20 protein-coding genes and 1 pseudogene are annotated in these 22,723 nt (G+C 71.5%); 12 read left to right on the top strand and 9 right to left on the bottom strand.

Features of this window, described 5'->3' with window-relative positions; genetic code table 11:
• Nucleotides 1-134 precede the first annotated feature (134 nt).
• The 6 genes and pseudogenes from ABD841_RS24850 to ABD841_RS24875 all read left to right on the top strand — a co-directional run bounded on the left by ABD841_RS24850 (nucleotide 135) and on the right by ABD841_RS24875 (nucleotide 6,498).
• The gene (locus tag ABD841_RS24850) at nucleotides 135-1,418 is read left to right on the top strand and encodes an extracellular solute-binding protein (protein WP_344976439.1); all 1,284 of its coding nucleotides are present in this window, start codon (nucleotides 135-137) and stop codon (nucleotides 1,416-1,418) included.
• Nucleotides 1,419-1,563: 145 nt separating this feature from the next.
• Nucleotides 1,564-2,436: a carbohydrate ABC transporter permease gene (locus tag ABD841_RS24855; protein WP_344976442.1), complete on the top strand. Its 873-nt coding sequence runs from the start codon at nucleotides 1,564-1,566 to the stop codon at nucleotides 2,434-2,436.
• Nucleotides 2,433-3,254 (top strand): carbohydrate ABC transporter permease, encoded by an 822-nt coding sequence (locus tag ABD841_RS24860; RefSeq protein WP_344976444.1) that lies wholly within the window; start codon nucleotides 2,433-2,435, stop codon nucleotides 3,252-3,254. The genes ABD841_RS24855 and ABD841_RS24860 overlap by 4 nt, the downstream gene beginning before the upstream one ends.
• A 2-nt stretch (nucleotides 3,255-3,256) precedes the next feature.
• On the top strand, nucleotides 3,257-4,630 hold the full coding sequence (locus ABD841_RS24865) for a glycoside hydrolase family 5 protein (protein WP_344976447.1): 1,374 nt from the start codon (nucleotides 3,257-3,259) through the stop codon (nucleotides 4,628-4,630).
• 245 nt (nucleotides 4,631-4,875) lie between these two features.
• Nucleotides 4,876-5,241: pseudogene (locus ABD841_RS40915) on the top strand (cellulose binding domain-containing protein); the annotation flags it as partial.
• 99 nt (nucleotides 5,242-5,340) lie between these two features.
• Nucleotides 5,341-6,498 (top strand): cellulase family glycosylhydrolase, encoded by a 1,158-nt coding sequence (locus ABD841_RS24875; RefSeq protein WP_425582034.1) that lies wholly within the window; start codon nucleotides 5,341-5,343, stop codon nucleotides 6,496-6,498.
• Nucleotides 6,499-6,719: 221 nt separating this feature from the next.
• Here ABD841_RS24875 and ABD841_RS24880 read toward each other — a convergent pair whose 3' ends face one another.
• The 3 genes from ABD841_RS24880 to ABD841_RS24890 form a co-directional block, all read right to left on the bottom strand.
• Nucleotides 6,720-7,217, bottom strand: coding sequence for an NUDIX hydrolase (locus ABD841_RS24880; RefSeq protein ID WP_344976450.1), 498 nt, complete (start codon nucleotides 7,215-7,217; stop codon nucleotides 6,720-6,722).
• Nucleotides 7,218-7,378: 161 nt separating this feature from the next.
• The gene (locus ABD841_RS24885) at nucleotides 7,379-8,245 is read right to left on the bottom strand and encodes an SDR family oxidoreductase (protein ID WP_344976453.1); all 867 of its coding nucleotides are present in this window, start codon (nucleotides 8,243-8,245) and stop codon (nucleotides 7,379-7,381) included.
• A gap of 145 nt (nucleotides 8,246-8,390) precedes the next feature.
• The gene (locus tag ABD841_RS24890; protein ID WP_344976515.1) at nucleotides 8,391-9,803 is read right to left on the bottom strand and encodes a glycosyltransferase family 39 protein; all 1,413 of its coding nucleotides are present in this window, start codon (nucleotides 9,801-9,803) and stop codon (nucleotides 8,391-8,393) included.
• A gap of 566 nt (nucleotides 9,804-10,369) precedes the next feature.
• Between ABD841_RS24890 and ABD841_RS24895 the strand changes: the two genes are divergently transcribed.
• A complete protein-coding gene (locus ABD841_RS24895) occupies nucleotides 10,370-10,966 on the top strand; it encodes a CHRD domain-containing protein (protein WP_344976456.1) in 597 nt (198 codons plus the stop codon).
• A 210-nt stretch (nucleotides 10,967-11,176) separates the two neighbouring features.
• Nucleotides 11,177-13,279, top strand: a complete 2,103-nt coding sequence (locus ABD841_RS24900; RefSeq protein ID WP_344976458.1) for a hypothetical protein — start codon at nucleotides 11,177-11,179, stop codon at nucleotides 13,277-13,279.
• Here the strand turns inward: ABD841_RS24900 and ABD841_RS24905 are convergent.
• Complete coding sequence (locus tag ABD841_RS24905) at nucleotides 13,276-13,854, bottom strand: uridine kinase family protein (protein ID WP_344976461.1); 579 nt, start codon at nucleotides 13,852-13,854, stop codon at nucleotides 13,276-13,278. The two genes, ABD841_RS24900 and ABD841_RS24905, sit on opposite strands and share 4 nt — an antisense overlap.
• Nucleotides 13,855-14,026: 172 nt before the next feature.
• Between ABD841_RS24905 and ABD841_RS24910 the strand changes: the two genes are divergently transcribed.
• Nucleotides 14,027-15,184 (top strand): CaiB/BaiF CoA transferase family protein, encoded by a 1,158-nt coding sequence (locus ABD841_RS24910; RefSeq protein ID WP_344976464.1) that lies wholly within the window; start codon nucleotides 14,027-14,029, stop codon nucleotides 15,182-15,184.
• 52 nt (nucleotides 15,185-15,236) lie between these two features.
• Nucleotides 15,237-16,733, top strand: a complete 1,497-nt coding sequence (locus tag ABD841_RS24915) for a carboxyl transferase domain-containing protein (RefSeq protein ID WP_344976467.1) — start codon at nucleotides 15,237-15,239, stop codon at nucleotides 16,731-16,733.
• Nucleotides 16,734-17,073: 340 nt separating this feature from the next.
• Here the strand turns inward: ABD841_RS24915 and ABD841_RS24920 are convergent, their stop codons facing one another.
• Entirely contained in the window at nucleotides 17,074-18,306 is a 1,233-nt protein-coding gene (locus ABD841_RS24920; protein WP_344976517.1) for an MFS transporter, read from the bottom strand.
• 208 nt (nucleotides 18,307-18,514) lie between these two features.
• Between ABD841_RS24920 and ABD841_RS24925 the strand changes: the two genes are divergently transcribed.
• Both ABD841_RS24925 and ABD841_RS24930 read left to right on the top strand, forming a co-directional pair.
• On the top strand, nucleotides 18,515-18,670 hold the full coding sequence (locus ABD841_RS24925; RefSeq protein ID WP_344976470.1) for a hypothetical protein: 156 nt from the start codon (nucleotides 18,515-18,517) through the stop codon (nucleotides 18,668-18,670).
• 33 nt (nucleotides 18,671-18,703) lie between these two features.
• A complete protein-coding gene (locus ABD841_RS24930) occupies nucleotides 18,704-19,711 on the top strand; it encodes a tetratricopeptide repeat protein (RefSeq protein ID WP_344976473.1) in 1,008 nt (335 codons plus the stop codon).
• Between the two features lie 97 nt (nucleotides 19,712-19,808).
• Here the strand turns inward: ABD841_RS24930 and ABD841_RS24935 are convergent, their stop codons facing one another.
• The 4 genes from ABD841_RS24935 to ABD841_RS24950 are packed head-to-tail and all read right to left on the bottom strand — an operon-like array spanning nucleotide 19,809 to nucleotide 22,447.
• Nucleotides 19,809-20,240, bottom strand: coding sequence for a hypothetical protein (locus ABD841_RS24935; RefSeq protein ID WP_344976476.1), 432 nt, complete (start codon nucleotides 20,238-20,240; stop codon nucleotides 19,809-19,811).
• Nucleotides 20,237-20,698: a hypothetical protein gene (locus ABD841_RS24940; RefSeq protein WP_344976479.1), complete on the bottom strand. Its 462-nt coding sequence runs from the start codon at nucleotides 20,696-20,698 to the stop codon at nucleotides 20,237-20,239. The genes ABD841_RS24935 and ABD841_RS24940 overlap by 4 nt, the downstream gene beginning before the upstream one ends.
• A gap of 10 nt (nucleotides 20,699-20,708) precedes the next feature.
• Nucleotides 20,709-21,503, bottom strand: a complete 795-nt coding sequence (locus ABD841_RS24945; protein WP_344976482.1) for a carbon-nitrogen hydrolase family protein — start codon at nucleotides 21,501-21,503, stop codon at nucleotides 20,709-20,711.
• On the bottom strand, nucleotides 21,500-22,447 hold the full coding sequence (locus ABD841_RS24950; RefSeq protein ID WP_344976485.1) for a DUF418 domain-containing protein: 948 nt from the start codon (nucleotides 22,445-22,447) through the stop codon (nucleotides 21,500-21,502). The genes ABD841_RS24945 and ABD841_RS24950 overlap by 4 nt, the downstream gene beginning before the upstream one ends.
• Between the last annotated feature and the right edge of the window lie 276 nt (nucleotides 22,448-22,723).

Here is a 22,723-nt window from a genome sequence, read left to right on the forward strand (position 1 = left end):
GAAGCGCGCGGGGAGAGAGGGCGGGGGTGCGCCAGACCCATTGACGTGTAACACATCGTTTACCTAAGCTTCGAGAGCGAAAAGTTCGGGGGTGATTTGAAAGTTTCGGAACCTATGGGGAAGGAACCACGGCGATGTCGCTGCCTCGGCGAGGCATAGCAGTACTGGCTGCGTCCGCACTCCTCCTGGCGGGATGCGGCGGAGGAGACCCGGAGAGCGCGCCCGGCGCATCCGCGGGCGGGAAGGTCACCGTCGAGTGGTGGCACATCGGCACCGCCGAGCCCCTGAAGTCGGTCTACGCGGGCTGGGCCAAGGAGTTCCAGGCCCGGCATCCCGGTGTCACCGTCAAGGTCACGGTCCTGGAGAACGAGGCCTTCAAGTCGAAGATGGCGACCCAGACCGCGTCGGGCAAGGCACCCCACCTCTTCGCCACCTGGGGCGGCGGCGTGCTCAAACAGCAGGCCGACGCCGGACTGGCCAAGGACCTCAGCTCCGAGGCGGGGCCGATCCTCGGCGGCTTCACCCCGGCGGCCCTGTCCGCCTACCAGTTCGACGGGAAGACCTACGCGATCCCGACGGACATCGGCATGGTGGGCTTCTGGTACAACAAGAAACTCTTCGCCAAGGCCGGGATCACCGAGCCGCCCGCCACCTGGACCGCCTTCCTCGACGCGGTCAGGAAGCTCAAGGCCGCCGGTGTCACCCCGATCGCCCTGGCCGGCAAGGAGAAGTGGCCGGGGCACTACTACTGGGCCTACCTGGCCATGCGCATCGGCGGGCTGGGCGCGCTCCAGCAGGCCGCCGGCACCAAGGACTTCAGCGGCCCCGACTTCGTCGAGGCGGGCCGGAGGCTGAAGGAACTGGCCGACCTCAAGCCGTTCCAGACCGGCTTCCTGAACGCCGCCTACTCCGCCCCCGGCGGCCAGGCCGCGACGGTCGGCAGCGGAAAGGCCGCCATGGAGCTCATGGGCCAGTGGGCCCCGGCCGTGCAGAAGGACGCGGGCGGGGGCCTCGGCGAGGACCTCGGGTTCTTCCCCTTCCCCGCGGTCGAGGGCGGCAAGGGGGCGGTGACCGACGCCTTCGGCGGGGGCGGCGGCTTCGCCGTCGGGGCCGACGCGCCGGCCGAGGCGGTGGAGTTCCTGAAGTTCGTCTCCGACCCCGCCAGGCACCGCGCGGCGGTCGGGGCGGGCGCGGTGATGCCGGTGCTCAAGGGCGCGCAGGACGCGGTCAAGGACCCCAACCTGAAGGTGGTCGCCGACACGCTGGCCGGCGCGACCGGGTTCCAGCTCTACCTGGACCAGGCCTACCCGCCCGCCGTCGGCCAGGAGGTCAACGACAGCGTCGCCGAGCTCATCGCGGGCGGCAAGAGTCCCGAGGAGGTCGCCCGGGCCATCACCGAGACGGCGAAGTCGGAGTAGCGCCCCCGTGAAGACGACGCGAGGGCCCGAGACCCCGCCGGCCCTCACCGACTCCTCGCCGGCCGCCCCTCCACCGTCCGGCTCCCCGCCGTCCGGGCCGCCACGACGCCGGGCCGCCGCCCGTCGCCCGCGACGGCGCCGCCGGGTGACGGTCACGCTGTTCCTCCTGCCCGCCCTGGTGCTGTTCGGCCTGCTGGTGCTGGCGCCGATCCTGCTGGCCTTCTACACCAGCTTCTTCAAGTGGAACGGCCTGGGCGGCCTGCCCACCGACTTCGTGGGCCTGGACAACTTCACCCGCCTGTTCTCCGACGACGTCTTCCACGGTGACCTGCGCAACGGCGCCGTGATCATCGTGCTCTCCCTCGTGGTGCAGTTGCCGCTCTCGCTGGCCATCGCGCTCCTGCTCAACCAGCCCATCCGCGGGCGGGCGCTGTACCGGCTGCTGTTCTTCGCCCCGTACGTGCTGTCGGAGGCGATCACCGCGGTCCTGTTCACGATGATCCTGGCGCCGGACGAGAGCGGGCTGGCCAACCAGATCCTCGGCGTGATCGGCGTCTCCTCCACCTGGTTCGCCGACTCCTCCACCGTCATGCTGTCGCTGTTCCTGGTGATGACGTGGAAGTACTTCGGCTTCCACACCATCCTGTACCTGGCAGGGCGGCAGGGCATCCCCAAGGAGCTCACCGAGGCGGCGCAGATCGACGGCGGCACCTCCTGGCAGGTCTTCCGGCATGTCACGCTCCCGCTGCTCGGCCCGACCATCCGCATCAGCGCGTTCCTGTCGGTCATCGGCGCGATCCAGCTCTTCGACCTGGTCTGGATCATCACCGGCGGCGGCCCCGGCCACTCCTCGGAGACGATGGCCGTGACGATGATGCACTTCGGTTTCGAGCGCCTCCAGGTGGGCTACGCCAGCGCGATCAGCGTCGTGATGTTCGCCATCAGCCTCGTCTTCGCGCTGTGGTACCAGCGTTTCGTCCTCCGCCGCGACCTGGAAGGAGCGACCGTCCGGCGATGAGCAGGTTCAGACACCTTCCGCTGCACGCCGTCACCCTGCTGCTCGGCGCGTTCGTCGCCGTGCCGCTGCTGTACGCCGTGATCGGCGGGTTCAAGGACACCACCCAGCTGTCCACCAACCCCTTCGGCCTGCCCTCCCCGTGGGTGCCGGGCAACTACACCGAGGTGCTGGCCTCGGGAGCGTTCTGGCGGCAGCTCGGCAACAGCGTGGCCGTCGCGTCGGTCACGACCGTGCTGACCGTCGGCGTGGCCGCGCTGGCCGCGTTCGTGCTGGCCCGCTTCGCCTTCAGGGGACGCGAGCTGGTGTTCATGCTCTTCGCGGCGGGGCTGATGTTCCCCTTCGCGGTGGCGATCCTGCCGCTGTTCGTCCTGCTGCGCACCTTCGGGCTGCTGGACAACCCGCTCGGCGTGATCCTGGCGCAGGCGGCCTTCGGCCTGCCCATGACGCTCGTCATCCTGCGCGGCTTCTTCCGGGCCATCCCCCACGAGATCGAGGAGGCGGCGACGATCGACGGCTGCTCGCCGCTCGGTTTCCTCTGGCGGATCCTGCTGCCGATGGCCAGGCCCGCCCTCGCCACGGTCTCGGTGCTGGCGATCGTGGGGAGCTGGAACAACTTCATGCTGCCGCTGGTGGTGTTCAACGACTCCGAGTGGTGGACGATCCCCCTCGGCGTCCAGCAGTTCCAGGGCCAGTACTCCACCGACACCGCCCGCATCCTCGCCTACGTCGTCCTGGCCATGGTGCCCGCCCTGGCCTTCTACGCCCTCGCCGAACGCCACCTGATCAGCGGTCTCACCGCTGGAGCGATGAAAGGTTGACCATGCTGCGTGTTTCCGGAAGCCGGCTCGTGGACGCCGGCGGCAGGCCCGTGCGGCTGCGCGGAGTGGGCCTCGGGGGCTGGATGAACATGGAGAACTTCATCACCGGCTACCCCGCGAACGAGACGGCGATGCGCGAGGCCGTCACGGAGGCGATCGGGGAGGACCGAGCCGAGCTGTTCTTCGACCGGCTGCTGACCTCGTTCTTCGCCGAGCCCGACGCGGCGCTCCTGCGCGAGCTCGGTGTGAACTGCGTGCGGATCCCCGTCAACTACCGGCACTTCGAGTCCGACGCGCGCCCCTTCGAGATCGTCCGGCACGGCTTCCGCCACCTCGACCGCGTGATCGACCTGCTCGGCGAGCACGGCATCTACAGCGTCATCGACCTGCACGCCCTGCCCGGCGCGCAGAACCAGCACTGGCACTCCGACAACCCCACCCACGTGGCCTCCTTCTGGCGGCACCGGCATTTCCAGGACCGGGCGGTGAACCTGTGGGAGGTGATCGCCGACCGCTACCGGGACCACGTCTGGGTGGCGGGCTACAACCCGGTCAACGAGCCGGGCGACCCCACCGGCAAGGTGGTCGGCCCGTTCTACGACCGGCTGGTCAAGGCGGTGCGCGCCGTCGACCCCCACCACGTGCTCTTCCTCGACGGCAACACCTACTCCACCGACTTCTCCGTCTTCAGGGAGGTCTACGAGAACACGGTGTTCGTCTGCCACGACTACGCGCTGGCCGGATTCGCGCACGGCGGGCCGTACCCCGGTCACACCCGGGGCGAGTGGTGCGACCGCGCGCAGCTGGAGCGGGCCTTCGCCAAGCGGACCCGTTTCCAGCGGGAGACCGGCACCCCGCTCTGGGTAGGGGAGTTCGGCCCGGTCTACACGGGGGAACCCGGGACCGACGCGGAGCGGTACCAGATCCTGCGTGACCAGCTGGAGATCTACGACGCCCACGAGGCGGGCTGGTCGCTCTGGACGTACAAGGACGTCGGCCTGCAGGGCCTGGTGTACGCGGCGGGGCCGTACATGGAGCGGTTCGGCCCGTTCGTCGCCAAGAAGCAGCGGCTGGGCGCCGACCGGTGGGGCTCCACCATGGAGGAGGCCGCCGACGTGCTGGCGCCGGTGCACGAGCTGGTCGCCACCGAGTTCCCCGGCTGGGCCCCCTATCCGTGGGGCGCCCGCTACCAGACCGACGACCTGATCCGGCACATCCTGATCGCCCAGGCGCTGCTCCCGGAGTACGCCGGGCTGTTCGCGGGCCTGGACGACGGGGAGCTGGTCGCGCTGGCCGACTCCTTCGCGCTGACCGCGTGCGTGCGCAGGGAGCCGCTGCTCCGGCTGCTGAGGACCAACCTCCGGGGGGAGGGCTGACACGCCGGATCGTTCCATGACGCGCGGACGGCGCGTTCCGCGGCCGCGCCCCGCCGGGGTGGTCGCCGCGGTCCGGTCACCGGGATCGGACGCGCCGTCGGCGGGCGGAGCCGACCCTTCGGCCGCCACGGGAAACTTGGGTCTTGTGCAACCGTCATCGAGCACTTACCGTCACATTTCGAGTTAGGAAAGTTTCCTAACAAGTTGCCTGATGTGACCCTTTCCCCCTCTCGCGAGGAGCGATGATGCGGCGCACCACCCCAGCCCTGGCGTTGACCGGGCTACTCGCCCTACTGTTCGCCCTGCTCGTACCGTCGGCCGCGCACGCCGACACCGCGACGTTCGCCAAGACACAGGACTGGGGCAGCGGCTACACCGGCCAGTACACGATCAGGAACACCGGGACCACGACGCTGAACGGCTGGACGGTCGTCGTCGACATGCCCGCGGGAACGACCGTCGGGACCTACTGGGACACCCTGATGACCGGCAGCGGCAGCCGCTACACGTTCAAGAACCGGGAGTACAACGGCACCCTGGCCCCCGGGGCGAGCACCACCTTCGGGTTCACCGCCTCCGGCTCGGGCTCCCCGGTCGGTTGCACGCTCAACGGCGCCTCCTGCGGCGGAGGGCAGAACCCCGGCGACACCACGCCGCCGAGCGTCCCGTCCGGCCTGCGCAGCACCGGCACGACGTCCGGCTCGATCAGCCTGGCCTGGAACGCCTCGACCGACGACAGTGGCACGGTCAAGGACTACCGGGTCCACGAGGGCTCCGCCGTGGTCGCCACCGTGACCGGCACCACCGCCACCATCTCGGGGCTGGGCGCCTCGACGACGCACACCTACACCGTCACCGCCCGTGACGCCTCGGGCAACGAGTCGGCCAGGAGCGCGTCCGTCACCGCGACGACCCAGCCGGGCAACGGCGGGGGCGGCACACCGGTCGCGGCCAACGGGCAGTTGCACGTCTGCGGCACCAAGCTGTGCAACAAGAACGGCAAGCAGATCCAGTTGCGCGGCATGAGCACCCACGGCCTGCAGTGGTACCGGCAGTGCGTCACCGGCGGCTCGCTGAACGCGCTGGCGACCGACTGGAAGGCCGACGTCGTCCGCCTGTCCATGTACATCCAGGAGGACGGCTACGAGACGGACCCGCGGAGGTTCACCGACCTGGTGCACTCGCTCATCGAGCAGGTCAGCGCCGAGGGCATGTACGTCATCGTGGACTGGCACATGCTCACCCCCGGTGACCCCAACCACAACCTCAGCCGGGCCAGGACCTTCTTCGCCGAGATCGCCCAGCGGCACGCCGCCAGGCCGAACATCCTCTACGAGATCGCCAACGAGCCGAACGGCGTGAGCTGGAACTCGATCAAGAGCTACGCCGAGCAGGTCATCCCGGTGATCCGGGCCCAGGACCCCGACGGGATCGTCCTGGTCGGCACCCGCGCCTGGTCCTCGCTCGGCGTGTCCGACGGCTCCTCGGAGACCGAGGTCGTCAACAACCCGGTCAACGCCTCCAACATCATGTACACCTTCCACTTCTACGCGGCCTCGCACGGCAGCCAGTACCTCAACGCGCTGTCCCGGGCGGCCGACCGCATCCCGATGTTCGTCACCGAGTTCGGCACGCAGAACTCGGCGGGGGAGGGCGCCAACGACTTCACCCGGTCCCAGCAGTACCTCGACCTCATGGCCACCAAGAAGATCAGCTGGGTGAACTGGAACTTCTCCGACGACCACCGCTCCGGCGCGGTCTTCACCACCGGGACGTGCGCCGCCGGCGGCCCCTGGACCGGCACCACCCGGCTGAAGGAGGCGGGTGTCTGGGTCCGCGACCGGATCCGCACCGCTGACGACTTCTGACGGCGTCGATTCCGAGGGGGAGACCGGCGCGGGGACCGGCCTCCCTCCCGGTGCGGGTTTCCCTTCACGAGCCGGTCTTCTCGCGGGCCGGTTTCCCCGCGCGGACGGGGCTTCTTATGGGCCGGTTGCGGGCCGGTTTCCCGCACGGGCCGTTCTTCCCCCACGGGCCGGTTCCCCGCCGGGACCGGGAGGGCGGCCTCCACCGCGCGGAAGGGACGCCCTCAGGCGCGTGGGCCGGGGGCCGCGCCTCCGGCGGATCCCGTCCGGGCCAGCACGGCCAGCGTGGTGTCGAGGACCTGCACGCGGCCGGGGAGCTCCTGGCCGTGCCACCACACGATGTCCTCGATCTCGTCGCCGGGGGTGAACGTACCGCGAAGGCCGGCGTCGCCGGCGAGATAGACGGCCGCGTACTCCGTGCGCCGCTCGGGGCCGAGGACGTACTCGGCGTACCCGGAGAAGGACAGCCGGGGGACGTGGAAGCCGGTCTCCTCGTGGAGTTCGCGCAGGGCGGCCCGGCGGGGCGTCTCTCCCGCGTCGATCATCCCGCCGGGCAGCTCCCAGGCCCGGCGGCGGCGGTCGAACACCAGGAGCAGCCGATCGCCGGACCACAGGGCGACCAGGGCGAGGGGGAGCGGGGCGTCATCCGGAGGCGTGTCCTCCGGAGCGGTGTGGAAGGCGACGAGTTCGTTGCCGTCGTCGTCGGCCGCGAGAGGGCTCACACGCGTCTTCTGCCCTCGCTCCCGGCCGCTCACACGACCGGATCCGGCCATGAGCGGTCGCGTCTCCCCGCCGGGTTCCCCTCTTGCCCGGCGGGGTCCCGGTTTCCCCCGTCCGGCGGGGTCTCGTCCGGGCCGTCCCGTCCGGCCCCGCGGGATCCCGCTCAGCCCGGCAGGGTCTCACCGCCGATCGGAGCCAGGATCTCCCCGGTGTAGTACGACGACAGCCGTTCGGCCGCGAAGAAGACGTAGGACGGCGCGATCTCGTCGGGGTGCGCGGCGCGCTGCATCGGCACCTGCTGGCCGAACTTCTCCACCTTCTCCGCGGGGAAGGTCGCCGGGATCAACGGCGTCCAGACCGGGCCGGGCGCGACCGCGTTGACCCGGATGCCCCGGTCCACCAGCGCCTGCGCCAGCGAGTAGGTCAGGGCGTTGATCGCGCCCTTCGTCGCGGCGTAGTCGATCAGCGACTTGTTGCCGCGCAACCCGTTGATCGAGGAGGTGTTGACGATGGCGGAGCCGCGGGGCATGTGCGCGAGGGCGGCCCTGGTCACCCGGAAGTAGCTGTCGATGTTGACCGCGAAGGTGCGTTCCCACTGCTCGTCGGAGAGTTCCTCCGGAGAGTCGACCGGCGCCTGCGTGGCCACGTTGTTGACCAGCAGGTCGAGGCCGCCGAAGGCGGAGACGGTCGCCTCGACGACCTCCCGGCAGTGCCCGGCGTCGGCCAGGTCGCCCGGGAGCAGGACGCAGCGCCGTCCCTCCTTCTCGATGAGCCGCTTGGTGTGCTCGGCGTCCTCGTGCTCGGTCAGGTAGGCCACGGCCACGTCGGCGCCCTCCTTGGCGAAGGCCACCGCCACCGCCCGGCCGATGCCGGAGTCACCTCCCGTGACCAGTGCCTTCCGGCCGGCCAGCAGATCACGGCCGACATATCCACGCATCTCATCACGGGGCTCGGGGGTCATCTCCCCGCTGGTCCCGGGATAGGTCTGGGTCTGGGGCGGCTGCTTGCCGCCGTTGGATTCCTGCGACATACCGCCCGCCTACCCCGTGACGAGCAGGCCATTCACCGGAGCCCGGTCCCGGACCGCGGCCGCTCTCCTCCGGCTCTCCTCCGGCGCCGTCCCGTTCCGGAGTCCCCTGTGACGTGCGACGCCGTTCGACGGGGTGCCGGCGACGTCATTTGTCCGGGCTGGTTGCCACGACGGCCCGGGGCTGTCGTCCGGCGTCGTTCCGCTCGTACAGGGACAGCTGCCTGGTGCCGAAGGACCAGTGGGCCGTTCGGCGGAATCGCTCGTCGTTCCGCAGCTCCACCGCGTTGCCGTAACTCTTCGCCCCCTCCACCACCCAGATGCGAGACAGCCCCGTAGCCGCGTGACGGAACCGGTCGGGCGGCAGCTCGCCGAAGAATCGGTCGGCGTGCAGACTCCACGTGTCGAGCCGGGCGACGGAGTCGGGATAGGGGAGTGTCGACATCCAGTTGCCGGCGGGGACGTAGAGCACGGCGTCCCCGGGCCGGGCTCCGTCCCGGAGCGTGTGCGCGAGGGCGCGAAGGTTGTCGGGTCTGCTGAGCGGTTCCCGGATGGCCAGCTGAGACGGTCCGATGAGCCCGGCGAGCACGACCAGCAGAGCCGCGGGGAGCAGATACGCGGCGGCGGGCGACCGACGGGCCGCCCAGGCGGCGACGCGGGCCGTTCCGGCTCCGGCTGCCAGCGCCAGGGCCGCGACGCAGTGCAGCACATAGCGCGGGTAGAAGATCGGCTGACCGATCAGGGAGATGACGACCATGAGGCCAGCCGGAATCACCAGCCACGGCAGGGCCACGATCCGGACCGCCGGCCGGATCGGCGCGCCCACGCCCAGGACGGCGAGCGCCATGATCGTCACGATCACCGCCGGGTTCCCCCCGAACACGAGCCACCCCAGATGCCTGACCGTGGCGAGATCGGGCCGGGGAATCCAGGAGACCAACCCGAACTGTGTCCGGGCCACCAGGGCCAGTGGCGCCGTCAGCGCACACACGACGGTGGCCGAGACGATCCAGCGCATCCACGCGCCACGCGGGTGACGGCAGAGCAGCATGACCCCGTGGGCGGGCAGGACGAACAGGGCGTACAGATGCAGCCATGCGGTGATCGTCAGCGTGATCGTGTAGGCCGTCCACAGCCGCAGGCGGTGGCGATCCCGGTCGGCTTCGGTCGCCAGCACCAGGAGGTAGGTGACGCTGATCACCAGGGCGCTCACCAGCGCGTACTGCCGGGCCTCCTGGGCGTAACGGCTCACCACGGGCAGCGACGCGTAGATCAGACCGGCGAACAGCCCCGTTGCGGGTGAGGCCGTACGGCGGCCGAGCGCCACCAGGACGGCCGTTCCCACGGCGGTGGCGATCGCGGATGGAAGCCGCATCGCGATCTCGCCCGTGCCCGCGACCGAGGAGACGACGTGGAGCAGAACGTAGTAGAGGCCATGGACCAGGTCCATGTGGCGTAGAACCGTGGGCAGGTCCGCCAGCGGACGACTGGCGATCGCCACCGACACCCCTTCGTCGGCCCAGTAGGAGGGGCCGTCGATCTGCCACAGGCCGAGCGTCATGGCGAGCACAGCCGGAACCGCAACGATCAGCGCGGAAGCGCCGGGCGCCCGCATCCTCACCATGTCCCCCGAACCAGGCGGGCGCCAAGCTGGACCCGCCGGTCAGTCGGCACCTCACACTCCGATGAAGCGACCTCGCTCGATGTGGCAATACGCCACCAAGATCAGTAAAAGTCGCACTTTGGGACAATACAGATCCAAGGGCCTATCGACCGCCCAATTCCTTGAATTACTTGTCCACTTCCTCACGCCGGCGAAGACCGAAAAGAATCGCCCCCGCCAAACGGCCGCGGGCCTCCGTCCCCGAGTGGAGGCGGAGTTCCAGGTCTTCAAGGCCGGCGTCCGCTCGGACGCTCGAACCCCGGATGCGGGCGCCGTCCGTGCGTCCGGACGCTCCCGCGGGACGCGTGCGGCCGTTGTTGTTCAAGGGGGCTTTCAGGGCATTGTGTGGCGTCGATCACGTTTGACGCTTTGTGTGGATTCGTACGCAGAGCGCCGGTGGCTGTCTCTCTAACGTCTGCGGTGTCCGAAAAGAGCGGCACGACAAACATGGGACAGAGGTTCTGATGAACACTTTCGAGCAGGCCGGCGGCAGGCGTATCTCGTGGCGGCGCATCATGGGCCGCACCGCGGCGGGCGCGGCGACCGCGGCGCTGGCCGTCACCGCGGTGGCGGTGCCCGCCGGGGCGGCCGCCGCTCCCGTGGCTGCGCCCGCCGGGGTGACCGCCGCTCCCGCCGCCGAGCTCACCGGTGCTGAGGCGACCGGCAAGTCCAAGAAGTACTACTTCGCCACCGTGCTTCTCGGGAAGAACGAGGTGCGGGAACCGGGTAAGAAGGTCAACGACCGGGACGGCATAGCGGTCGCGAAGTTCCGCATCCAGGGGAACCGCTTCTTCTACTTCGTCGAGTGGAAGAGAGTCGCCAAGCCCACTGCTTTCCACATCCACCGCGGCAAGGCGGGCAAGAACGGCCCCGTCGTCATCGACCTGCTGGCCAACGGCACGACCCGCGGCAACACGAGCTTCGGCTCCGTCCTCGTCAAGGACTCCGGCCTGCTCAAGGGGATCAAGAACAACCCGAAGAACTGGTACGCCAACCTGCACACCGGGCCGTTCCCCGACGGTGCGGTCCGCGGTCAGCTCCACAAGGGCGGTCGCTGGTAGTTCGTCCCTCTTGCCGGACCGTGCGGGCCGGGGCGCGGCCTCGGGCCCCGGCCCGCACGGCCGGGGAGACGCGCCGGCCCCTTCCGGCGCCGTCCCATCGCGCATCGGTACCGTTTCCGCGCCGCCCCATTGACGATCAGGCCATCCTGCTGTCTTCTTCGGCTAGCCGGTTGTGATCCCCGGGGGACGGGCCGGAGGAGGGAGTCGCGCATGCGTCTGCGCCTGGTGGTGGCCGGCCTCGTGATGGCTGTGACCTCGACGGCGGTCACCCCCGCCCCGGCCGACCTGGTCACCTCCGCCCCGGCGGGTCCGGGCGTCCCCGCCGGGTCCGTGCTCGCGGCGGCCTCGACCCCCGGCCCGGTTCCCGCCGCCGCCGTCCCCGCTGTCCCCGCCGCCCGCACGGCGCCGGGCGCGGTCGCCGGGTGTGATCCGATCGGCGGCGCGGAGTGCCTGCTGCCGTTCCCCAACGACTGGTTCACCACCGCCGCCCGCACGCCCACCGGGCTCCGGGTCACGCTCGCCGCCGAGGCCATGCCCAGGAACGCCGCGGGTACCCCGATCGATCCCGCGCAGTGGAACGCGGCCGACGGGTTCTCGCCCGGCTCGATGCTGCTGGCCCACCTGCCGGGCCTCGACCTGGGCAGGACCGGTGCCGCGCCCGTCACCGACATCGCGTGGTCGCTGCGCCGTGACGCGCCCATCGTGATCGTCGACACCGGGACCGGGGAGCGCTGGCCGTACTGGGCCGAGCTGGACGCCAACGCCGCCGACCCCGCCAGGCGGGCACTGATCATCAGACCGGCCAGGAACTTCCTCGAAGGCCACCGCTACGCCGTCGCCCTGCGGGGGCTGAAGAACGCCGCGGGCGAGGACCTCCCGGTTCCCGGGGCCTTCGCCACGCTCCTCGGCGGCGAGTTCCCCGCCGGCGGAGAACTCGCCCGGCGGCAGCGCGCGCTCCGGCGGACGCTCGCCGACCTCGCCCGCGCCGGAGTCAACCCCAGGGGACTCCACCTGGCGTGGGACTTCACCGTGGCCAGCGGGCAGGGCATCGCCGGGCCCGTGCTGGCCATGCGCGACCGGGCCCTGCGCGACCTGCGCGGCGGCTCGCCGCTTTTCGAGGTGACCTCCGTCGCCGAGTTCACCCCCGAGCAGGACCCCGACATCGCCCGCGAGGTCACCGGGGAGGTGCTGGTCCCGAACTTCCTCGACAGGCCGGGCGGTCCGCCCGGGTCCGCCCTCAACCGGGGCCCCGACGGGTTGCCGCGCCCGCTGGGCGACACCCTCCGGGCGGGCTTCCTGTGCGTGATCCCGCGCTCCGCCTTCGAGCGGGCGGCGCAGCCCGCCCTCTACGGGCACGGCCTGCTCGGCAGGGCGAGCGAGGTGCGGGCCCGCAACGTGCGGGCGATGGCGGGCGAACACGGTTTCGTGTTCTGCGCCACCCGGTGGATCGGCATGTCGGAGGAGGACGTCCCGCACGTGTCGGGCGTTTTCCGGGACCTCTCCCGGTTCGGCACGGTCACCGACCGTCTCCAGCAGAGCCTGCTCAACTTCGTCCTCCTCGGGCGGGCGATGATCATCCGGGACGGCCTGGCGAGCGACCCCGCCTTCCAGGACGGGCGGGGCAGGCCGCTGATCGACCGGCGGGCGGGGCTCGCCTTCGACGGCAACAGCCAGGGCGCCATCGCGGGCGGCGCGCTGGTCGCGGTCTCGCCCGACGTGCGCAACGCCGTGCTCGGCGTGCCGGGCATGAACTACAGCACGCTCCTCAACCGCAGCGTCGACTTCCAGCCGTTCCAGCGGCTCATGGACGACTCCTACCCGGACAAGATCACCCAGCAGGTGTGCTTCGCGCTGCTCCAGATGCTCTGGGACCGGGCCGAGACGAACGGCTACGCCCAGCACCTGACCGACGACCCGCTGCCCGGCTCGCCCCGCCACCGGGTGCTGCTGCACGTCGCCTTCGGCGACCACCAGGTCGCCACGGTGGCTGCCGAGGTCGAGGCCCGCACGCTGCGGGCGCGCGTCCGCCGGCCGGCGGTCACCGAGGGGCGCAGCCCCGACGTCGTGCCGTACTGGGGGATCGCGCCCCTGCCCGACCGGCCGTACGCGGGTTCGGCCCTGGTCGTCTGGGACAGCGGCACGCCCGCCCCGCCGGTGACCAACACCCCGCCGCTCGGCCCGGAGTACGGCCGTGACCCCCACGAGGACCCCAGGAACGACCCCGAGGCCCGTCTGCAGAAGGCGTATTTCCTCCGGCAGGGCCTGGTGGTCGACGTCTGCGACGGCTCGCCCTGCCTCGCCGATCCCGTCTAGGTGCGGAGCCTGACGAACTCGCCCGGGACGGCGGCGCCGTCCAGCAGGAGATCGGCGCGGGAGCGGGTGGCGTCGGCGGCGAACCACTCGTCCTCGGCGCGGGCCCACCGCTCCCACTGCGCGGCGAGGTGGGCACCGTCCCTGGCCAGCGCGCGAGCCAGGCGGAGCCCCCGGGGCGCCTCCACCCAGACGGCGTAGGCGATCGGGGCCGCGCGCCGGGCCGTGCTCACGCCCTCCAGGATGAGTGCCGGGGCGACCGGCACGTCCACCCACTCGGCGTACCGGCCGGCGACCCAGTCGTAGCGGCGGTAGCGGCCGGGTTCGCCGGCCGCCAGGGGGGTGAGGATCCGGTCCTCCACGTGCGTGAACCACGCGGCGGGCGGCTCGTCCCACGGCACGGGGAAGTCGTCGCTGTGCACCACCTGGGCGTCCAGCTCCCGGGCCAGCCGCCCGGCGAAGGTCGTCTTGCCCGATCCGCCGGGGCCGTCCACCGCGACGATCCGGACGGGTCCGCACGACGGCGGCAGGCTCCGGATCTCCTCGGCCAGGTTCACCCAGGACATCGTGACCGACATATGTCTAGGATCGCACTCTCCCGGCCGTCCTCCCGGGGGAATATATGGGGGATCATGGGGTTTCCTCCCCTCCGGCTATCGTGCCAAGTGGTCCTGCGGCCGGCCGGTGCGGGGGAATGCCTTCCCGGCCCCGCTTCGAATAGGCTCGGCCACCACGCACTGGAGGTTGATCTTGCAGGGAGCTCTCGGCGACATCGTCGTCCTCGACCTCTCCCGCGCGCTCGCGGGCCCGCACGCCGCGCAGATGCTCGGCGACCTGGGCGCACGGGTGATCAAGGTGGAGCACCCCGCCGGAGGTGACGAGTCGAGGGGGTGGGGGCCGCCGTTCGTCGGTCCCGACCACGACATCTCCACCTATTTCCTGGCGGCCAACCGCAACAAGCAGTCGATCGCCGTCGACCTGAAGTCCGCCGAGGGCAAAGCGCTGATCGAGCGCCTGGTCCGCCAGAGTGACGTGCTCATCGAGAACTTCCGCACCGGTGTCCTGGACCGGCTGGGCCTCTCCGTCGAGCGGCTGCACGAGCTCAACCCCCGCCTGGTCATCCTGTCGATCACCGGATTCGGCCACGACGGCCCGGAGGGCGGCAGGCCCGGATACGACCAGATCGCCCAGGGCGAGGCCGGGCTGATGAGCCTCACCGGCCCGTCCCCGGCCGAGCCGTACCGGGTGGGCGCCTCGATCGCGGACCTGCTCGCCGGCATCCACGGCGCGTACGGCGTCGTCGCCGCCCTGTACGAGCGCGAGCGCACCGGGCGGGGCAAGGTCGTGCGGACCTCGCTGCTGGCCGCGGTGACCGGCGTGCACTCCTACCACGGCACGGCGTGGACGGTCGGCGGCCAGGTACCCCGGGCGGGCGGCAACCACCACGCCTCCATCGCCCCCTACGGGGCGTTCCACTGCGCCGACGGCATGATCCAGATCGCGGTGGCCAACGACGGCCAGTGGCGGAAGGTCGCCGCCCTGCTGGACATCGATCCCGATATGGCTAAATATGCGACAAATCGTGACAGGTTTGCGCATCGGGACGAGCTGATCGCCGACATGGAACGGGCGCTCGCCAAGCACGACAGGGCCCACTGGCTGGCCGCGCTCGGCGAGGCCGGCGTGCCCGCCGGGGCCATCAGGTCCATCGACGAGGTGTACGCCTGGGAGCAGACCCGCTCCCAGGGCCTGCTCGTCGAGGTCGACCACCCCGTGCTCGGCACCATCGAGCTGCCCGGACCGCCGCTCCGCTTCGACGGCGAATCGCCGATGCGCCACACCCCACCGCCCGCGCTCGGCGAGCACGGCGACGAGGTGCTCGCCTGGCTGCGGGAGCGTGAGCGGTGACCGGCACGCCCGTCCCTTCCGCCGCCGCGCCACCCCCGCCGGGGGGACGGGGATGAGCCCCGCGCGGCTCGACGCGCGCACGCTGATCGACACCTTCCTTGACCGCGGCACGTGGCGGTCCTGGGACGCGCCGCCCGTCGACCCCGTCCTGCCCGGCTCCGGCTACTCCGAGGAACTGGCCGCGGTCCGGGCCAAGACCGGGTACGACGAGTCGGTGATCACCGGCGAGGGACACCTCGACGGGCGCCGGGTGGCGATCGTCGCCTGCGAGTTCTCCTTCCTGGCCGGGTCGATCGGGGTGGCCGCGGCCGAGCGGCTGACCGCGGCCGTCGAGCGGGCCACCGCCGAACGGCTCCCGCTGCTGGCCGCCCCCGCCTCCGGCGGCACCCGGATGCAGGAGGGCGCGGTGGCCTTCGCCCAGATGGTGAAGATCACCGCCGCTGTGGCCGCGCACCGCGCCGCGGGCCTGCCGTACGTCGTCTACCTGCGCCACCCCACCACCGGCGGGGTCTTCGCCTCCTGGGGCTCGCTCGGGCACGTCACCGCCGCCGAGCCGGGCGCGCTGATCGGGTTCCTCGGGCCCCGGGTGTTCGAGTCACTGCACGGCTACCCGTTCCCCGAGGGCGTGCAGGTGGCCGAGAACCTCTTCGCCCACGGCCTGATCGACGCCGTGGTCTCGGCCGAGAAGGCCCGGGAGGTGGCGGCCCGCGCGCTCGCCGTGCTCTGCGCCCCGCGCGAAGGGCTGGAGCCCGGCCCGGAGCCGGAGGAGGAGATCCCGCCGATCGGCGCGTGGGACGCCATCAGCCGTTCCCGCCGTGACGACCGCCCCGGTGTACGGGCGCTGCTCAAGCTGGGCGCCTCCGACGTCACCCCGCTCAACGGCACCGGGGAGGGCGAGAACGACCCCGGGCTGCTCCTCGCGCTCGCCCGGTTCGGCCAGGTGCCCGCCCTCGTGCTCGGCCAGGACCGCAGCCGCCGGCGGATCGTCGCCCCGTTCGGCCCGGCCGGGCTCCGGGTCGCCCGGCGGGGCATGCGCCTCGCCTCCGAGCTGCGGCTGCCGCTGGTCACGGTGATCGACACCGCCGGGGCCGCGCTGTCCAAGGCGGCCGAGGAGGGCGGGCTCGCCGCCGAGATCGCCCGGTCCCTGGCCGACCTGGTGATGCTCGACGCGCCGACCGTCTGCCTGTTGATGGGCGAGGGCGCGGGCGGCGGCGCCCTCGCGCTGCTCCCCGCCGACCGGGTGCTCTGCGCCCAGCACGGCTGGCTCTCGCCGCTCTCCCCGGAGGGGGCCTCGGCGCTGCTGTACCGGAGCGTCGACTTCGCCCCGGAGATCGCCGCGGCCCAGGGCGTGAAATCGACGGACCTGCGCCGGGACGGGGTCGTGGACCGGATCATCCCGGAGCTGCCCGACGCCGCCTACGAGCCGGAGGCCTTCTGCCGCCGGGTCTCCCGCGCCCTGGAGTACGAGCTCGCCGGGCTGCTGAACCAGGCCCCCGCGGACCGCCTCGCCGCCCGCCTCGCCCGCTACCGCCGCCTCGGCACCGGCTGAGGACCTTCCGTCACCACCGGTCCGGCGGGCGCGGGACCCCGCCGTCACCGGTCCGGCGCGGGGGCCCGGCCCGGCATCACCGGTCCGGCACGGGCCAGAGGCTCTGTCGCAGATTCGACGGTAACGGAAGGTGCTGGAGCATCACGTTGGGTTGTGTGAGGCGTTCAGGAGCTTGTTGAAACGGTGTTTTCCGGCCTATCGCCGTTGGTTGTCGAGGGGGCGGCAGACGAGGGCGGGCTCCGGCACCAGATCCACGACCTGCCGGCCGGCCGAAAGAGGGACAGAGCCTGTTGGGACCCGGTTTCGGCATTGCTTGGACGACTGCTCGGCCGATCACCCTTCACCCGCGTGGCGTGCCGGTGTCCAGACGTCGGCCGGGGAGCAGGGCGGGCGCGACGAACAGCAATGCCGCTGCGGCGGCGAACAGCGCGGCGAGCAGACCATACGCGTTGGCGGCCGCCGCCGCCAGAGGGCCGGCCCACATGCCCGAGGTGGTGGCCATCATCAGTAGCGCGTTGTAGCGGCCGCGCAATGCGTCGGGCGCCAGGTCGTTGACCGTTGCCGGGAGCGCTCCGGCCACGAACAGCTCTCCGATGCCCACGAGGGCCGCGGCGAGTGCCAAGGTGACGGTCGCGCCGAGCAGATGCCATTGGTACTGGACGGCGCACAGGAGCCAAGCGGCCGACCATGCCACGGCGGTCACGACCAGGAGTCCGCGCGGCCGCAGCCGCCTGGTCAGGCGCAAGGTCAGCGGCATGCCCGCAACGATGGCGGCGCAGTTGGCCACGGCCGCCCAGGACATGGCGCCGGGATCGCCCGATACGACCGCGAGGGCGGGCAGGGCGGACTCGTACACGCCGTATCCGGCTGCGGAGGTCAGCGCCGCCGCGAGCAGCGCCCGCAGCAGGGTACGGTCGGCCAGCACTCTCCGGTGGTCGCCGGCGGGCCGGGCGGCGGTGGGGATGGGCGGTGGCGGGGACGTCCGCGTGCGCGAGAGGTGTACGCAGGCCATGGAGGCGACGCAGGTGGCCGCCGCCAGCCACCACAGCGAGGTGAAGCCCGCGCCCGACGTCTGGTGAACGATCGGCGCTCCGATGGCGGCGCCCGCGCCCATCCCCGCGTTGAACAGACCGTACTGGAGGGTGAACGTACGCGGATGGGCGGCCGGCGGAACCAGAGTGGCGATCAGTGTCGAGTAGGCGGGAAGGGTCACCGACCAGCCGAAACCGACCAGTGTCACGCCCACCCCGAGCACCGGCGCACCGTCGCCCGTGGCGACGATCACCAATCCGACGATCGTGGAGATCAGCCCGGTCGTCATCGCGCGATGTCCGCCCGTGCGGTCGGCGAGCATGCCGCTGAGCCAGTTGCCCGCGAAGCTCGCGAGCGCAGGCAACGACGTCATCGCGGTGGCGGTCACGAGTGGTACGCCCTTGACCGTGTGCAGGAAGACCACAAGGTACGGCTGAGTGATTCCGACCCCGGCCGCGCTGACCAGGTCGCCGAGGAGCAGCAGCCGCACCGCCACCGGCACATCCCGCCACAGCGACCTCACCGGCCGTACCGTCGTCATCTCGCTCACCTGGTCATGATCGACCGTCCCGATTGGACACCGCTTGGAGCTCGGCTCCGATAAACCGGTTTCGGGGAAGAGCGGTGCGCTAATTGCGGCCTAGCCCTGTCCTAGTCCTGTCCAAGCGGCACGGCTGATCATCGGTGTGCGGCAGCGCGGCACGTACAAACCGGGCTGCGCGCAGATGCTCTCTAGCAGAGGAGACTCGATGAACAACGCCCCCCGCAGCGCCGCCGTGGCGCAGGTGCGCACCCGGCCGCCGGCGCGAGGTCTTTCGGTGAACCACAGCCAGGTCGTGGCGCAGGCGCGCACCCAGCCGCCCGTGCGAGGTCTTTCGGTGAACCACAGCCAGGCCACCGTCTGACACGGCTGCGAGCGGGTAACGCGCGGAGGAACAGTGCGGACGGCAGCTGACCCGCTCGACCGGGCGGTCATCCTGTACGAGCGGGCTCTGGCCGTATGGGCCGACCATGCCTACCCGCAGGTCGTGAGCCTGTGCCGGCGCGCCCTCGCTCTCTTCGAGGAGCACGCCGGCCCGGGCCACCCCGACGTCGCCAACGTGCTGACCCTGCTCGGCTCCGCCGAGGACGAGCTCGGCGAGTACCTGGCGGCCGAGGTACGCCATCGCCGCGCGGTCGCGATCATGCAGGAGCCGATCGCGACCGGTGGCGAGCTGCTGCGGGTACGGATCTCGGCCTGCTTGGGACTCGCGAACAACCTGCGCGGGCAGAGCCGGTACGAGGAGGCCGAACGGCTGTACCGGGCGGTGCTGGCGCAGGCCCCGGACGTGTACGAGGCCGCCGAACTGGCCTCGGTCCACAACGACCTGGGTGTTCTGTACAAGTTCGCCGGCCGGCTCGACGAGGCCGACGCCTGTTACGCGAAGGCGTACACGCTGATGGAGCAGGCGTACGGCCCGGACCATCCGGCGCTCGCCGGAATTTTCCACAACCTCGCCGGCCTCGCGCACAGCCGGGGCCGTTTCGAGGAGGGCGAGGCGCACGCGCGCCGTTCCCTCGCCCTGCACCTGCGGGCGTACCCGCCCGGCCATCCCGCGGTCGTAGCCGACGAGGCGCACCTCGGCGCGCTGCTGCAGGCGGCGGGCAAACCAGATGAGGCAGAACCGCTGCTGCGAAAGGCAATCGCCTTCTTCACCGACCGTTACGGCCCCAACCACTACGAGGTGCTGGTCAACCTGCACAACCTCGCCGCCGCACTGGCCGACCGGGGTGAATACGCCGAGGCCGAGGCGGTCTACCGGCGTGCTCTGGACGGCAAGCGCCGCACCCTCGGCCCCGACCACCCCGACGTGGCGCTGACGCTGAACAACCTGGCCGCCCTCACCGCCGAGCGCGGGGAGGGCGAGCAGTTCAGGCGTGCCAGCCGCCGTCCATGGTCAGGTTGACCGCATTGACGGCGAGGTTCCGCAGGAGGAAGACGGACGCGTCGACAGCCGCGCACGCGGCAGGTGGGAATCGCCGTCCTTCAGGGCGGCGAGGATGTCAAGGCTCCGCGCCCGCCGGGGTGAGGGGGACGGGGACGCGCTCGACGCGGATGGACAGCACCTCGTCACGGGGGACGACGACCTCGTAGGCGCCGTGGTCGACCATCCAGTAGCCCAGGGCCTCGGCCTTCATTCCGCTGTGCCCGGTGTAGGCGATGTGCAGGCTCTCCTCGCCGTTCTCCTCGGAGACGTCGAGGACCAGGCACGGCTCTCCGCCGAACGCGCCGACCGTGCGGACGAGCACCAGCCATTCGAGGTCCTCGCGGGCCACGACCGCCCGCCAGTAGCCCGAGGCCGCCTCGAAGCCCTCCTGGGCCTCCTCGTGGAACAGCACCACGTCGGAGCTGCCCGGGCCGAGGGCGGCGGCGTACGTACGGCCGGCGTAGCGGGCGGCGAACCCGGAGGCCACCGGTTCGATCTCGGGGCTCATGAGGCGGGCCGCCAGGTCAGCCCGTCGTAGCGGCCGAAGAGGCGCTCCGCGTCGGCGGTCACGTGGAAGATCTCGGCACCCGCCGGGATCGGCATGGGCGCGGTGTGGAACTGCGGCACGACGTGCTCGCGCGAGGTGGTGAAGCCGTTTCCGGCAAAAGGGGGTGAATCGTTCCAGTCGCCGCCCATGTGGGGGCCGTACGGGACGACGTACGCGTCTATGTCGCGGGCGAACCAGCGCATCAGATAGATCTCCGGGACCGTGGCGGTCAGTTCCGAACCTTCGAACCCCAGGTCGAGACCGGCGAAGAGCGACGCCGGGGTGGTCAGCCGGGCGCAATCCTGAACGCGGTAGACGTATCCCGAGATCACGGTGCGTCTGCCGGCCAGATAGGGCACGAGCAGCCGAGGTGGTATGACCTTCTGCATCTGCGTTCTACGCCCGGGTGCCTCACTCACGGTCGGCATTTTACGATCTGCCGGCCTGGAGCCGCCGGTGTTCCAGGCACGGTAGGGCATTCCGGGTGGCAATCGTGATCTGAGGGTCGATCTCGACCGTCTGGACGGCGGGCGTCGGGCCGAGTTCGGCGCGGACCACCCCCATGGGGTCGACCAGCATGCTCCGGCCGATCCCGAAGCCGTCGCGCGCCTCGGGGTTCGGCGCCTGGCCCACGGCCGCGACCCAGGTGGTGTTCTCGATCGCCCGGGCCCGCACCAGGGTCGTCCAGTGCTCCTCCTTCATCGGCCCCGACCCCCACGCGGCGATCACCGCGAACAGTTCGGCCCCCTGGTCCACCAGGGCCCGGGCCAGCTCCGGGAAGCGGATGTCGTAGCAGGTGACCAGGCCCACCCGGAGCCCGGCCAGCTCCACCACCGTCGGCGTGTCGCCCGGGATGACCAGCTCGGACTCGCGGGCGCCGAAGGAGTCGAAGAGGTGGATCTTCCGGTAGGTCGCCTCGATCGTTCCCGAGGGGCCGATGGCGACCGTGGTGTTGTGGACCCTGCCGTCGCCGGGCTCGAAGGTCCCGGCGATCACCGCCAGGCCGTGCGCCCGCGCCGACTCGGCCAGCCCGCTGACGAAGGGCCCGTCCAGCGGCTCGGCGAGATCGGTGATCCGCTTGCCGTACCGGGTGAGCGTGGCCTCCGGGAGGACGGCCAGGCCGGCGCCGGCCGCGGCGGCGGCTTCGAGGGCCTCACGGGCGCGGTCCAGGTTGGCGGCGGGCTCCGTGGAGACCGGGATCTGGCACAGGGCGATGCGTGTCACGGATGTGACCCTACCCGTCGGTTTGGTACTTGTTCCATCCACGTGAGGCTCCGCCACGCCCATTCCAGCGGCCCGTACCTGAACCTGGCCAGCCACATCCGGCTGAACGCGATCTGGAACGCCAGCACGGCCGCCGCGAGCGCCGGCACGGAGATCCCGGTCGGGTCCGCGGCGAGCAGCGGCAGGGAGAGCAGGATGATCGGGGTGCTCATCAGGTAGTTGGTCAGCGCCATCCGCCCGAGCGGGCTCAGCGCCGTCAGCAGCGGTTCGCGCAGCCGGGTCCGGAGCAGGAGCAGCAGCCCGGTGCAGTACGCGGTGGCGGCGGCCAGCCCGGCGGCCGGGTAGGTCCCCCGGTAGAAGAGCGAGAAGTCGCTCATGGTGCGGATCCACAGCCAGGTGAGCACCGCCCCCAGCACCGCGCTCACCAGGAACACCGGCGGCAGCAGCCGCTCGGGGGGCGCGTACTCCATCAGCGCCATCCCCAGCGCGAACAGGCCGGGGATGAGGAGCACCCCACCCCCCTGGTGCACCGCCCACACGGTCAGGGCCACCCCGAGCACCAGCACCGCGAACCGGGGGGCGAAGGAGGCGGGCAGCAGGACCAGCACCCCGAAGATCGCGTACGGCAGGAGCACCTCGCCCGAGTTGACGACCTGGTGGACCAGCCCGAAGCCCGCCAGCGCCACCAGTCTGCGCAGCAGCACGGCCCGGGGCTGCTCGGTCCGCTCGGCCGCCGACCTCAGGAACAGCACGAAGCTCAGCCCGAACAGGAACGAGAAGATCGGATAGAACCGGCTCTGCAACAGGTTCTCGACCGCCCAGTCGACCATGCCGCGCTCGTGCGGCTTCAGGGGCCCACGCGCGTGCTGCCAGGTGTTGACCACCATGATCCCGCACACCGCGAAGCCCCGGAGCGCGTCGAGCTCGTGAAGTCTTCGGGTCATAGAAACTAGACGTACCACCACGCGACGAATCCCGCATAGGCGAACGCGGCGGCGGGGGCGGTCCGCCGCCCCCCCCGGGAGTCCCCGCGAGGCGGGCCCGGCGGGCCCGGCCGGTCCCGTGACCGCGGCGGCGCCTTCCGGATCGGCCGTCTCCGCGGCCGGGCGCGTCGGGTAGTCCGGGCGGCCGTTTCCGCCGGTCGCCGCCCGACGACTCCGGGTGGGCCGGGCGCCACGCCGCCCGCTTCGGCGTGGCGCGCGTCGACCACGTCACCCGGG

It is taken from the genome of Streptosporangium fragile (assembly GCF_039534445.1).
Lineage (GTDB): Bacteria > Actinomycetota > Actinomycetes > Streptosporangiales > Streptosporangiaceae > Streptosporangium > Streptosporangium fragile.

Bases quoted from the DNA above. Each gene is read 5' to 3' on its own strand.
- ABD841_RS24895 (WP_344976456.1), top strand. From the start codon at position 10,370: ATGAACACTTTCGAGCAGGCCGGCGGCAGGCGTATCTCGTGGCGGCGC.
- ABD841_RS24860 (WP_344976444.1), top strand. From the start codon at position 2,433: ATGAGCAGGTTCAGACACCTTCCGCTGCACGCCGTCACCCTGCTGCTC.
- ABD841_RS24920 (WP_344976517.1), bottom strand. From the start codon at position 18,306: ATGACGACGGTACGGCCGGTGAGGTCGCTGTGGCGGGATGTGCCGGTG.
- ABD841_RS24950 (WP_344976485.1), bottom strand. From the start codon at position 22,447: ATGACCCGAAGACTTCACGAGCTCGACGCGCTCCGGGGCTTCGCGGTG.
- ABD841_RS24925 (WP_344976470.1), top strand. From the start codon at position 18,515: ATGAACAACGCCCCCCGCAGCGCCGCCGTGGCGCAGGTGCGCACCCGG.
- ABD841_RS24900 (WP_344976458.1), top strand. From the start codon at position 11,177: ATGCGTCTGCGCCTGGTGGTGGCCGGCCTCGTGATGGCTGTGACCTCG.
- ABD841_RS24885 (WP_344976453.1), bottom strand. From the start codon at position 8,245: ATGTCGCAGGAATCCAACGGCGGCAAGCAGCCGCCCCAGACCCAGACC.
- ABD841_RS24890 (WP_344976515.1), bottom strand. From the start codon at position 9,803: ATGACGCTCGGCCTGTGGCAGATCGACGGCCCCTCCTACTGGGCCGAC.
- ABD841_RS24915 (WP_344976467.1), top strand. From the start codon at position 15,237: ATGAGCCCCGCGCGGCTCGACGCGCGCACGCTGATCGACACCTTCCTT.
- ABD841_RS24935 (WP_344976476.1), bottom strand. From the start codon at position 20,240: ATGAGCCCCGAGATCGAACCGGTGGCCTCCGGGTTCGCCGCCCGCTAC.
- ABD841_RS24905 (WP_344976461.1), bottom strand. From the start codon at position 13,854: ATGTCGGTCACGATGTCCTGGGTGAACCTGGCCGAGGAGATCCGGAGC.
- ABD841_RS24865 (WP_344976447.1), top strand. From the start codon at position 3,257: ATGCTGCGTGTTTCCGGAAGCCGGCTCGTGGACGCCGGCGGCAGGCCC.
- ABD841_RS24850 (WP_344976439.1), top strand. From the start codon at position 135: ATGTCGCTGCCTCGGCGAGGCATAGCAGTACTGGCTGCGTCCGCACTC.